The following is a 12,080-nucleotide window of genomic DNA, read 5'->3' on the forward strand; positions in this document are numbered from 1 at the left end:
GAATCCTTTTGGAGTCGTTACACAATGACGGTTTTCAGACCGTGGTTGGCAAATCGTTCCAGAACGACATTCAGTTGTTCCGGCGTGTATTCGCCAGACATCCGGTAGGGCCATCCCAGGGCCGCATATTTGTTACGGCCAAAAGCGTGACAGGGCATCACTTCGATTTCTGTTCTGTCAAATTCCTTGAAGAAGTTCGCCATGGCTGCGATGTTTTCGTCAGAATCATTCATGTCTGGCATCAACGGCATACGAAGACGGACCTGTGTGTCGGAATTCAGGGCTGCCCGCAGATTTCGTAGAATGATGGTGTTATCCTGTCCGGTGTATTTTTTATGCTGCTCCGGATCCATGTGTTTGCAGTCAAACAAGAAAAGGTCTGCCAGTTCGATGGTGCGGTCAAAGCGTTCAGCAGGGCAGAAACCACACGTATCAACAGTGATATGAAATCCTTCGTCATGCGCCGCCTGTGCCAGATCCAGAAAGAACGCGCCGCCAGCTGTTGGTTCTCCTCCGCCAAAAGTGACCCCGCCGTTTGAGTTCTCATAAAAGAGGGAATCTTTACGGACGACATCCATAATGGCTTCGACAGTCATTTCCTTGCCAGCTATTTCGCGGGCTTTGCTCGGGCACACGTCGGCACATTGGCCACAGTTGATACATTTCTCGACATCTCGTCCGAATTTCCCGTCCAGTGGGACCACGGCCCCGGCAGGGCAGACGTTCATACAGGCGCCGCATCCGGTGCAGAGTGATTCGAAAAACATCAGCTGCGGTGTTGTTCTTTGCGATTCCGGATTACTGCACCAGAGGCAGGAGAGCGGACATCCTTTCAAAAAAACCGTGGTTCGCAATCCCGGACCGTCCTGAACAGACATTCGTTGAATATTGTAAATCATTCCCTGACTCATACGTGTCTCCGCAGATAGGTGTTGTGAGTTGAGTGGACGGCTGAGCCGTCCCTGTCGTGATATGTCCAAAGGGACAGGGTGGGACTTGAATGTGGAGGATGTCCCACCCTGTGGAGTATACCCTTTAGGAAGTGTATTCTGTGCGTTTGATAATCTCGTTCTGAACGCCCATGTCCAGACGGGTGAAGTAGGCGCTGAAACCGGCGACACGAACAACCAGATCCGAGTATTCTTTCGGGTTGACCTGTGCGTCTTTCAATGTCTTGGAGTCAACGCAGTTGAACTGGATATGGGAGCCGCCAAAGTCGCAATACGTCTTGATCAGCGAGATGAGCGTGCGTGCTCCGTGTGGGCCTTCGATGACAGAAGGAGAGAACTTGACGTTGAAGTGGTTCGCTCCATATCGGACGGTATCAATAGCCTCCGCACCGGACTTGATGAGGGCGGTGATGCCTTCGTGGTCGGTTCCCGGCATGGCAGAGACGCTGCCGTCAGTCAGGGCGACACCCGCCTTACGGCCATTGGGCAAGGCACCCATGAGTGCGCCGAAGTAGTTGTGGTAGGACAGGGAGTACGCATCCAGCGGAGTGCGGTAGCCAAAGCAGTCCGGCCCTTGAGCGTGGTGGATGGCATCCACATCCCTGTAGTATTGTTGCACGAATGCTTCGACTTCTGGGTAATCGTTGCCGTGTTTGGGGGCGTCAAAGCACATTTTTCGGATGTTTTCGCAGCCTTCGAAGTTCGATTTGATGGCATCCAACAGTTCTTTCATCGTGAGCTTTTTGGTGTCAAAAACCAGATGCTTGATCGCGAGCAGGGAGTTTGCCGCATCGACACCGGCGGTCATGATGGGGTTGACCTGTGGATAACGGGTTCCGCCAGCCTCTTCGCAGACACCTTTTTCAATGCAGCCGTCATACATCGCGGAACGGAAGATACTCGGAACGACTTGGAGTCTGGCCATTTGGCTCAGGTCAGAATGTTTCCGGGAGATGTTGAAGAGGTGGTCGAGTTGTTTTTTGTACGCGTCGTAGACCTCGTCAAAGGAGGTGAATTCGGTGGGATCGCCGGTTTCAACACCAACGTTCTTTTTCGTGACTGGGCATTTGCCGTTGTTCAGCATGACCTCGACGATCTTGGCGAGGCAGGGCTGATCTTCCTGAGTGATGAAGCTGCCTTTGCCGCAAATGCCAGTGGAGACACAACCGTAGTTGCCGCAGTTTCTGGCATCTTCCAGCGAAATGCCTCCTTCATATTGTCCGAATCGGGCGAGGTTTCGTTGAACAACCACAGTGTTGTTCAAAATCTGCGGCTGACCGGACCCGCCACGAATGCATTCCACTACTTTTTTCAGATAGGAATCTTTCATCTTGGGATGATAGAGCAGTGTCAGCGTGGGCTGAATGTTTTTCATTGTGACCTGGGTATCGAGCAACATTTCTTCCAGCTCGGTGCTGGCGTCATTGCCATCGGCATCCACGCCTCCGATGGTGATGCTTTGTCCTGTGTGGCCGGACAGGGTCAGTGCGTATGAGTTGCCTTGATATTCTGCCAGTTCGAGATGTTTGATCCACTGAAATTTAAGGAGGGTAGAGACCTGTTCCCGTGTCAGGTTCCCCTCGTCGATATCTTTTTTGAAGAAGGGGTACATGTACTGACCGTAGCGCCCCGGAGAGGTTGCACATGCCATTTGCTCGATTTCAATGGCCAGATGGATGAACCAGAATGACTGGATTGCTTCGCGGAAGTTGCGGGCCGGGAATTCGGGAACACGGCGGCAGATTTCAGCGATTTCCAGCAGCTCTTTTTTGGCCTTGGGGTCTTTTTCGTCGGCAGCGGTTTTTTCGGCAAGGTCCGCATAGCGATGAGAGTGGGCAATAACCGCTTCCAGCGTCACGAGCATGGACCGGTACAGTTCGTGCTTTTCAGTGTTCGCCAGCGTGGTGGGGCAGTTCTCAAAACGAGTTTTGACATCGTCAATGAGCCAGCGCAACCCCTTGTTCAGGACCATGGGATAGTCGGCAATGCCGGAGCCACTCGCAACACTGACGTTTTCATAATACATGCCGGCCTTGGCATACGGCTTGGGGTTGATGCCATATTTTTCCTTGAACAATTTGTTGTTCAGGTCAATGCAGGTATGGCCTTTCCACAGCTTGTAGGTTTTTTCCAGCAATTCCTGTGTCTCGGCCGGAATTTTCATCTCGCCCAGTGAGGCCATTTTGGCCATCTGCATCTCTTCCTTGATCCAGGAAACGTTCCATTCCGGGTATGCGTAGACACCAGCTCGCACGCCGGTGAGCGTGCCAACGATGGGATTGCCATCGAGGAAAATGTTTTTTCTGGTCAGGACACGTTCAAACAATTTGGCGCGAATGTAGAATGTGGATTCACCTTGGTATTCTTTATAGACTTCGTTGAGAAATTGCAGCCGTTCGGGGTCCATCACCTGTGGAGCGTTCATGAGAAAACTCTTGAGTTCCTTGACTCGATTTTCAGCGGTATCCCAATTGATGCCATATCCCATGGATTCCGTGGCTGTTGATTCGGTATCGTGTATCGTCGAAAGATTGGTCATTGATATCTCCTGTTTGTGTAAGATTTTCCCTGAAGAAAATTGAAAGCGGTGTTCCGTCGCTTGTTCTTTTTGTAACTAGCAGGAGGTGTGCCATTTCGTTGTTTTTGTGCTTTTTTAAGTAATAACACCTTGATATAACAGTGTTTATTGGTCAATTTAGCGACTTTATGAGATCGTGAAAAAAGTTTTTTTTTATAAAAAAAACTTTCTTTTTCTACAAAAATTTTTCATTGGAGGGCTGGACGCACACTTTTTCCTTGTATTCACACTCATTTTGAAGGGGTTGTATGCTATGTATTTTGACAAGAAAAAGTTCTTTAATGTTAATCGTGAGAGCGTATTAACGCCTTCCATGAAAGCCATTTGGGATGATATGGGGCTTGGTGTTGCTGTCGTGGACGCAAATGGCCTGTGTGAATACATGAATCCCATACAAAGTCTTGTTGATGGTTTTGGCCGAGTTCCTGTTGAGGGACAGCATATAACGGATCTTTATGTGCCACATGATGTGAAGTGTATTCCGACGCTTGAATGCCTTCAAAAGGGACAGCCGTTGCTCAAGAAAAGTTATTTTTACAAGACGACGAACAACTATCTTGCCAGTACGGTTTCGGATTTTTTCCCATTGTTTGATCACGGGAAAAAGGATGGCGTCATTGCTTTCACCATCTGGACAGGGACCACGTCCTTGGTGAAGCGGCACAAGCGGTCGGCAAAGGGCGTTGTTCCTGAAAAAAGTCCGTATGAATATTATACGTTTGACAGTCTGATTGGGAAAGATGCTGCCTTGATCGAAGTGATGAATGAGGCGCGAACCGCTGCGCAGTCGGCATCGCCCGTCATGATATGGGGAGAAAGCGGCACCGGGAAGGAGTTGTTTGCGCAGGCGATCCATGCTGCAAGTACTCGGTGCCAGCATCCATTGGTCCCGGTGAATTGTGCGGCTATTCCTGAAAATTTACTGGAGGGGATTCTTTTTGGCACGGCCAAGGGGGCGTATACTGATGCCGCAGACAAACCCGGGCTTTTCGAAGAAGCCGATGGCGGGACATTGCTGCTTGATGAACTGAATTCCATGCCCATGGGATTGCAGGCAAAGCTTCTTCGCGTCCTCCAGGAAAAACGGGTCCGTCGGCTTGGGTCCCGTACTGAAATACCAGTGGATGTCCGGGTTATCAGTATCTTGAATGTCGATCCACTGTCTGCGGTGGAGCAAAATATCTTGCGGCGAGATTTGTTTTACCGTCTTGCCGTTGTGGGGCTTTCCATACCGTCATTGCGGCAACGCAAACGGGATATTCCTTTGTTGGCCCGCACATTTATCGATCGTTCCGAGCATCGTGGGAACAGCGGGGAAATCGTTCTCGATAAAGAGGTCCTTCGCGTTTTTCGTGACTATGAATGGCCGGGAAATATCCGTGAGCTGTTGCACGTCATAGAGGGGAGTCTTGCCTTGATTGGTGATCGGTTGTCCATTGAGTGGGGCTGCCTTCCTCGTCATTTCAGAGATGCCTGTCACAATGCAGAGGCTCCGCGCAAGGCTGTATGCAGTCCGGTTGCACCGGTGGTGACACCTTCTGCCCAGAAAACCTTTTATGATTATCAGACGATCAAACGGAGCAATGTCATTTCGCTCAAGGAATGCGTGCAGACGTATGAGGCGGAATGCATACGGAATGTGTTGCGAGTCACTGGCGGTAACGTGGCAAAGGCCGCACGGATTATGGAGCTGACAGGTGCGGGCCTGCGATACAAGATAAAGCAGCTTAACATTGAAGACGATGAATAGAACGGGATTGGCTGTCCATGAAGCAGAGGGAGGGACACAACCTCCCTCTGCTTTTTTTTACAAAAAAGAACGGCCGAGACAGACAATGCCTGCGAGGGTGATGACCACCATGAGAACGCGTCTGAAGGTTTCGACATTGATGTGTTTGACGACGGGGAAAGCGCAGAGAGTCCCTAGAATTGTGGCTGGAATGCCATACAGTACATAGTTGAATAACGCCGGTGTATACATGCCTGCCGAAGCCTGTAAGGCACAGGTCATGGTGCCTCTGATAACGAAGAAGACGCCGAGTGTTCCCAGAAAGGCCCTGGGGCTCCAATTGACATACAGCCCGTATGCTCCGACCGGGGGGCCATCGAATGAGATGGCTGTTCCCAGTAATCCAGCTCCGAACCCGGCGGCGCCACCGCGTCCCCAGGATTCCTTGTGGACTGTTTTGACCTGGAATGTCTGTTGCCAATAGACATAATAGAGGAGCAGCAGTCCAACCGCTCCCTGCAAAATGGCTCCGGAAACGAGTTGCAGGATAAACAGACCGAGAATGGCCCCGGGCAGTGATCCGACCAGCATTGGCCAGAGGGCTGACACGCGGCAGTGTCGAAAGTGCATACACGCGATACATCCATCCATGATGACATTCAGAATGCAACTGAGCGGAATGAGGTCGTGCATGGGGATGAACATGGCTGCCACGGGAACCGCAACCAAGGCTCCTCCAATGCCGCTGACGCCGGAGACAAAGCCGCCGACAAGCCATGCGCAGAAGACCATGATGTATATTGGATCAGGCATTGGATGATTTCTCCGTCTCCCGAGAGGGGGGGTGTTCAGGTGTCTTGCATATTTTTTGAGTGAGCCGTGCCCCAGTTTGCTCATGAGCAGGTCGTATCGTTGTTGGACCAGATTCTCTTTGGTGTCTTGTGCGGTGCGGACGCATGTTTCATAGGCGTCCATGGTTGTTATCGAGTAGGTCTCTAGTTCGCAGCCAAGATAGCGGCAAAAGCTTTCATGCCCGTCGGGGTGGACAATTTTCGGGAATTCTTTGGCAACGTCTTTTCGCCATGCGCTTTCCGCTGCGACAATTTCTTCGATGCGTGGGTCTGTACTGATGGAGGGGATTAATTGATCCATGAGTGCGTATTTTTCGGTCATGAAATTACGCCCTTGTTTTTGGGCCTGTCGTAGATCAGCGATAGGAATGAAGAAAGTCGTCCGAGAGTACTCCGTGAGTGATTTCTCGCATGAGTCGAAATGATTCAGGTCGTTCTTGGCATATGGAGGTGCCGCCCTGATTCTTTACGGCAAGGAACATGTCCAGTTCAGAATGAATGATTTCTTCGATGAGTGCTTCACGAATATTTTCTGGCATTGTTTTTCTCGTGTTTTTTGAGTGTCGTATGGGCATGAAGTCGTGTGTAGAGAGTGTCTTTTTGTGCTGCAAGGTATTGACGTATTCAGGCTGTGCGGCAGGAAAAGGAGTCTCTTGACGGCTTTATGAAAAAAAGAACAAGCATACCTGTGCAAAGCCAGTGCCGTTTACTCTTTTTTCTTTTTTATATGAAGGTGTTTTCTTTGATGTGTTTTAAACATTTGAAATAAATGATAAAATTTTATTTTTTGTACAGTGCCTGATTCCCCTGCCGCTTTTCTTGACGTTTTTTGGGTATGGGAGAAAAACTTTTGAAAACAAAAGTTTTTTTTCAAAAAAGATATAGATTTTTATTTTTTGCAAAAAGTTGTGAGAGTTGTTTCGTAAAATAATCAATAATTTTAGTAGTATGTTGAGATGGTGAAGAATTTCACGTAATGGCATTGTCTTTGCTTATAAGGGAATCAAGCAATGGATGAATTGTTGTTACCTGAAGATTTTGAATGCGGAGGATCTGTTCGCCCCTCTGCAGTGACTCGAAGACTGTGTGGTTCACTCTGAATTTTTCAGAGTTCATGGTCACTCAGTGGTTGGATGTCTGTCTGTGGACATCTCATGGCAGAGATGGTGCCGATACATGTTTTTTTGTCGGTAGCAGTGCTTTGAATGCCTGTTTGTATTGATTTGATTGATACAAATATTCACGAAGAATTCCGTAAATTGAAGAGAGTTTATATGTCTCAAGACGAACATTTGAAATTGGAAAAATCGCTTTCCCCGGCACAAGTGTGGGCGTTGGCGCTTGGATCGATCGTTGGCTGGGGCTGTTTTGTCTTACCTGGTGATATGTTTTTGCCTCAGGCCGGTCCGTTGGGAACCCTGATTGGTTTTCTGGTTGGGGCCTGCCTGCTGTGTTTTGTCGCGGTTTGCTATAGTTATATGATCAAGTACGCTCCCGTTGCCGGTGGAGCTTTTGCCTATGCCTATGTTGGCTTCGGTCCGACAGCCGCCTTTATTTGCGGTTGGGCACTTGTCCTTGGATATATTGCCATCATCGGTATTGATATCGCCGCCCTTGCGCTTATCTTTCGTTTTCTTTTCCCGGGTGTTTTTGAATTCGGGGCATTGTATTCCATCGCTGGATGGGACGTCTATACGGGCGAAGTCCTGCTCATGTCCGGTGCGACCCTGTTGTTTGGCTGGTTGAATTATCGTGGGATCAGTTTTGCCGGTAAGTTGCAGGTCGTCCTTGCCTTTTTGTTGACGGTGGGGATTGTGGGATTGTTCTCCGGTGCAAGTACTTTGGAGACCGCCAGCATAGGCAACCTTGTTCCTCTCTTTGCTGAACACCGTTCAGTCCTGTCTTGCGTATTGCTGATTTTTGCCATTTCTCCCTTTCTTTTTGTGGGATTTGATACGGTGCCGCAGGCGGCCGAGGAGTTTTCCTTTGATCCTGCGCGTGCTCGGAATATCATGATTATAGCCATTTTGTGCGGTGTTGTTTTGTATAGCCTCGTGACATTGTCTGTCGCAATCGTCATTCCGTATCCTGAAATGCTCGCAAAGATGGACGCCATCCGTGCCAGTGGCGGGACTGCGTGGGCAACAGGCGAAGCCGCGACCATGGCTTTCGGCAAGTTTGGTGCCACAGTTTTGGCGTGCGCCGTCATGGGAGCCGTTTGCACGGGAATCAACGGTTTTTACATCGCGACGTCCCGATTGCTGCTCAGCATGGCGCGTGGTGGAATCCTGCCTTCCTGGTTTGGTGATATCCATCCCACGTATCGTTCTCCCTACAAAGCCATTTTGTTCACCATCGGAATTGTCTTGCTGACACCATTTGCCGGTCGAGCCGTTGTTGTATGGATCGTGGACATGAGTTCTGTCGGGACTGGTATCGGGTACCTTTTCACCTGCCTTGCTGCCCGTCGTGTTTTGCTTGGTAGCCCAGAGGTTTCTGAAAGAGCTGTTCGCATGTTCTGCTGCATCATGGGAACATTGACCGCTGTGATGTGTATTGTTTTGTTGCTTGTCCCCGGCTCTCCGGCTTCCATTGGTGTCGCGTCCCGTTGGTGCCTGGTTGTTTGGGTCAGTTTGGGTGTCTTCTTTTACTTTTCCAACAAGAGCGAGTGGGCGAAACTCCCTGAAGCGGATTTGCGCGCACAGATTCTTGGACGTCGGGATATCCCCGTGTTTTTCAAATCTCGAGAACCTCGGCCTCAGCTGCAGGAGCAGAGTTCTTCGGTGGAATAACCTCGGATCGTGTTCGGCAAAGACGTTGAGTCTGGTCGGACGGTTCTTTTGCCCCTGTCTGTCGCGTACAGACAGGGGCTTTTTTGTGAGAAAATATGAAGAAAATAGGGCTGGATGCTAGCGGATAATGGTTGTTTGAACGTGTTTGGCAACATCAGTGGCGTTTTGCCCGATCAGCACGAGAAAACAGTCCGTGTGCGGTTGGTCGGCGGGGATTAGGGTGTGTGACCCTGGGACGTATTGGAATATTTCCGGTTCCTGAGCGTCATGAAATCGGACCACGCCTTTGGCCCGAAGAATCTGATCGGGCAGGGCGGTCACGCATCGTTCAAAGCGGCCGCGATCAATGGGGGTGTCCAGAGAAATCAGTGCGCTGTGGATATGGTCGTCTTCATGGGTCGCATGGTGCGTCATGGGGGCAATGTGTGGAGTCGGACGACGGAGTTTTTTGCGGAAGTTGACGCCGTACAGCAGGGTAGATTGAATGTCGCCGTTGGTCATGCAATGCAGATCTCCAGATGGATTCAGTGCTCGGAGCGTGTGTTTGAGGGCTGCCACGGTTGCTTCGTTGACGCGATCGATCTTGTTGATGAGCAGGACGTCAGCCAGTCTGACTTGACTGCGGGCCACTTCGAATTCGGCAAGTGTGTGTTCGGCCCCGGCAGCGTCGAGGACCGTGGTCACGGATGCGAAATTCAACAGGTCATCGAGGTCCGCCAGTTCCGAAAGCAGATTGGCCGGATTGGCAAGGCCAGTTGTTTCCAGAACCACGAAATCAGGTTGGAATTCGGAAAGAATACCGGACAGGGCGGATCGCAGACTGCCAGCCAGAGTGCAGCAGACGCAGCCTTCGTCCACTTCGGTGACCGCATACGTTTGACCAAGCAATTTCCCATCCAATCCTTTTTGACCGATTTCATTTTGGATAACCGCCACAAAATGGTTTTTGCCAGCCTGTTCTTCAATGAATCGAGCCAGAAATGTGGTTTTGCCCGATCCGAGGAAGCCGGTCAGGACAATCAGTTGTGGACGTTCCGTGATGCCCATGGTCCGTTTGTCGAGGCTGTTTGATGCTCCGGGCAGCTCGGAGGACAGCCATGGCGCGTCGGCAAAGGTCTCCGGCATGGTTTCCGGGGCGGTCCAGCGGGTATCCGGCGTATCGAATTCCGGAGATTCCGGAACCGGGCAGTGCCACCCCAGTCCAAGGCGCAGGTCCTGGATATCCGGGGCTGGAGTGCTGTGGAGACTGGTGTGATTGCCATAGGTCCGCAGCATGGCCTGACGCGTTTGTCGGATCAGGGATTTCGGGGCGGTTTGCAGGCAATATGATGCGGATGCGGCCAGGGCGTTGAAGAAGGGGATGGCTATATCCCACGCTGGAAGCCGCTGGTCTTCTGCTCCGGGGGCAACGGCATGGATCGGGCCGGTTGGTGTGTCGAGCACGACTCCGTCCTGTGCGATCACGATGTCGTTTTCCGGTGCCGTCAGCGTCAGGGATATTCCGGATTCTTCGGAGTGGAAACAGGCTTCCAGCACACCGACGCCGAACAGGGCGGTCATGTCGGGGAACAGGGGGAATTCCCGGATTCGGTCGAGATAGTCGTTTTCATGAGCGATCAAGCCGGCTTGAATACTGAAGGATTCGATCAATGATTCGGTTGCGGTCGGAAAATAGGTCAGATGAAATGTCGCGTACCCCATGGTAGGTGTTTCCGAAAAATTGAGGAGTTTCAATCCATAGACGCCGTCCATGCCCGTGATCCGAACCGTTAGGCCTCCTTGCCCTTTGGCACAGTCGCGGACTCCCCGCCAGCCGAGTCGGTGGCGCACGCCGGGAATGAAGTTGGTTCGTGTCATCAGTGCGCGCGGCAGTTCCTGTGCGGCACGGGCCGGATTGGCCTGCATGGCCGGAGGCAGAAGCGTGTCGAGAAAATGAACCATGGGGGCTCCGGGTGTTTGCGGCCGCCCCGGGGTTGGGGCGGCCGCGAGTGAGGGGAGGGATGGGTTACCCAAAGGTAATGGTATCCCCGTTTCCGAGGTACGCCTTGTCCTTTGAGCGGAATTTGGCAGTCCCTTCGACAACCGGATATCCGGCGGCGATGAACTTCTTGGCGCAGAGGACGCCGGTGCAATGGTTGCAACCGATGCGCTCAAAGCCGTAGTCGCCCAGTGAGATGACTAAATCGTCATATTTGGGGTCCCAGTCATCAAAGGGCGAGATGTGCAATCCCCCGTAGATGCCGTGGCAGTTGTCGTTTTCGTATTTTATTTCGTTGTAGGCGGTTTCCGCAAAACGGATGATGCCCTGATGGCAGCAGCCAGTGACGCTGACCAGTCCCTTGTCCGCCACATTGAAGTACAGGGATTGCTCCCCGTACACCCGGCAGATGATGGGGATGGCAAAGACATAGCTCGCCATGCCCGGGATGACCGGATTCAGGCCGTTCTTGACCGTGATGAGTTTGCCCGTATGGCCGCAGTCCTTGATGTACTGCAATCCTTCCGGGTAGAAGCCTTCCGGGATGTAGATGGTGATATCCGGGTCGTACTTGAGGGCAACAGGGAGTCCCCAGAAGTGGTCGAAGTGCTCGTGGGAGAAGAAAAGGGCTTCGATTTCCTTGTTTTCCAACATCGTGTCGATGCCTTCCCGTTTGAAGCATTCGTCACACCATTTATAGGACCAGCCCACGTCGAGGAGGAATTTGCGCTTGTTGCCGCTCATTTCCTCGACTTCTACCAGGGCCGCATAACCACCGGCATTTTCAGGATGAACCGAATTGCCTTCGATGATCTCCCACGCCTCGTCCAACCGGTTTGGGAGCAGGTGTTTGATCTTTTCGATGCCTTCTTCGTATGATCCTTTGCCAAGCCCCTTTCCGTTACCGAACGGGGGCCAATTGTAGTCATACTGATTGACGAGCAATCCGCCTGCGCCTTTGATATCACCCATCAACACGCCGTTATCAAACCAGCTTGTTTCCGTGATATTGGTGACCTTGACGCTTCTGCACGTCCCGATATCCGTCATTTTCCGTTCGGTGGTGGGGAAGTGCCCCTTGCGCACGGACGAGTATGAATACAGGCCCATGGCTCCGAGCAGTCCAACACCGACACCAGTTGCGGCTCCCTTCAGGAAGTCGCGTCGTTTCATATTGTCTGACATGCGATACTCCTGTCCGG

Annotated in this window: 8 protein-coding genes; 2 read left to right on the forward strand and 6 right to left on the reverse strand. The window is 51.5% G+C overall.

Translation table 11 applies throughout. The annotated features are described in order from the left end of the window. Window positions 1-17 precede the first annotated feature (17 nt). Both GO013_RS04450 and GO013_RS04455 read right to left on the reverse strand, forming a co-directional pair. A complete protein-coding gene (locus GO013_RS04450; protein ID WP_163808857.1) occupies window positions 18-911 on the reverse strand; it encodes a glycyl-radical enzyme activating protein in 894 nt (297 codons plus the stop codon). A gap of 124 nt (window positions 912-1,035) precedes the next feature. After that, complete coding sequence (locus GO013_RS04455) at window positions 1,036-3,489, reverse strand: glycyl radical protein (protein WP_163808858.1); 2,454 nt, start codon at window positions 3,487-3,489, stop codon at window positions 1,036-1,038. A 352-nt stretch (window positions 3,490-3,841) separates the two neighbouring features. Between GO013_RS04455 and GO013_RS04460 the strand changes: the two genes are divergently transcribed. Next, on the forward strand, window positions 3,842-5,278 hold the full coding sequence (locus GO013_RS04460; protein ID WP_239057738.1) for a sigma 54-interacting transcriptional regulator: 1,437 nt from the start codon (window positions 3,842-3,844) through the stop codon (window positions 5,276-5,278). A gap of 57 nt (window positions 5,279-5,335) precedes the next feature. Here the strand turns inward: GO013_RS04460 and GO013_RS04465 are convergent, their stop codons facing one another. Together GO013_RS04465 and GO013_RS17200 are read right to left on the reverse strand one after the other, a co-directional pair. Next, the gene (locus tag GO013_RS04465; RefSeq protein WP_343219527.1) at window positions 5,336-6,430 is read right to left on the reverse strand and encodes a TSUP family transporter; all 1,095 of its coding nucleotides are present in this window, start codon (window positions 6,428-6,430) and stop codon (window positions 5,336-5,338) included. Window positions 6,431-6,464: 34 nt separating this feature from the next. Continuing rightward, a complete protein-coding gene (locus tag GO013_RS17200; protein WP_239057740.1) occupies window positions 6,465-6,647 on the reverse strand; it encodes a DUF4125 family protein in 183 nt (60 codons plus the stop codon). Between the two features lie 735 nt (window positions 6,648-7,382). Here GO013_RS17200 and GO013_RS04475 point away from each other — a divergent pair. Continuing rightward, on the forward strand, window positions 7,383-8,900 hold the full coding sequence (locus GO013_RS04475) for an APC family permease (RefSeq protein ID WP_163808860.1): 1,518 nt from the start codon (window positions 7,383-7,385) through the stop codon (window positions 8,898-8,900). 117 nt (window positions 8,901-9,017) lie between these two features. Here the strand turns inward: GO013_RS04475 and GO013_RS04480 are convergent, their stop codons facing one another. Both GO013_RS04480 and GO013_RS04485 read right to left on the reverse strand, forming a co-directional pair. After that, entirely contained in the window at window positions 9,018-10,841 is a 1,824-nt protein-coding gene (locus tag GO013_RS04480; RefSeq protein WP_163808861.1) for a CobW family GTP-binding protein, read from the reverse strand. A 64-nt stretch (window positions 10,842-10,905) separates the two neighbouring features. Then, window positions 10,906-12,063 carry a twin-arginine translocation signal domain-containing protein gene (locus tag GO013_RS04485; RefSeq protein WP_203529385.1) on the reverse strand — a complete coding sequence of 386 codons (1,158 nt, stop codon included), beginning with the start codon at window positions 12,061-12,063 and terminating at the stop codon, window positions 10,906-10,908. Between the last annotated feature and the right edge of the window lie 17 nt (window positions 12,064-12,080).

Source organism: Pseudodesulfovibrio sp. JC047 (genome assembly GCF_010468615.1).
GTDB lineage: Bacteria > Desulfobacterota > Desulfovibrionia > Desulfovibrionales > Desulfovibrionaceae > Pseudodesulfovibrio.

Coding starts and splice junctions, on each gene's coding strand:
- GO013_RS04450 (WP_163808857.1), bottom strand. CDS start 911: ATGAGTCAGGGAATGATTTACAATATTCAACGAATGTCTGTTCAGGAC.
- GO013_RS04455 (WP_163808858.1), bottom strand. CDS start 3,489: ATGACCAATCTTTCGACGATACACGATACCGAATCAACAGCCACGGAA.
- GO013_RS04460 (WP_239057738.1), top strand. CDS start 3,842: ATGAAAGCCATTTGGGATGATATGGGGCTTGGTGTTGCTGTCGTGGAC.
- GO013_RS04465 (WP_343219527.1), bottom strand. CDS start 6,430: ATGACCGAAAAATACGCACTCATGGATCAATTAATCCCCTCCATCAGT.
- GO013_RS17200 (WP_239057740.1), bottom strand. CDS start 6,647: ATGCCAGAAAATATTCGTGAAGCACTCATCGAAGAAATCATTCATTCT.
- GO013_RS04475 (WP_163808860.1), top strand. CDS start 7,383: ATGTCTCAAGACGAACATTTGAAATTGGAAAAATCGCTTTCCCCGGCA.
- GO013_RS04480 (WP_163808861.1), bottom strand. CDS start 10,841: ATGGTTCATTTTCTCGACACGCTTCTGCCTCCGGCCATGCAGGCCAAT.
- GO013_RS04485 (WP_203529385.1), bottom strand. CDS start 12,063: ATGTCAGACAATATGAAACGACGCGACTTCCTGAAGGGAGCCGCAACT.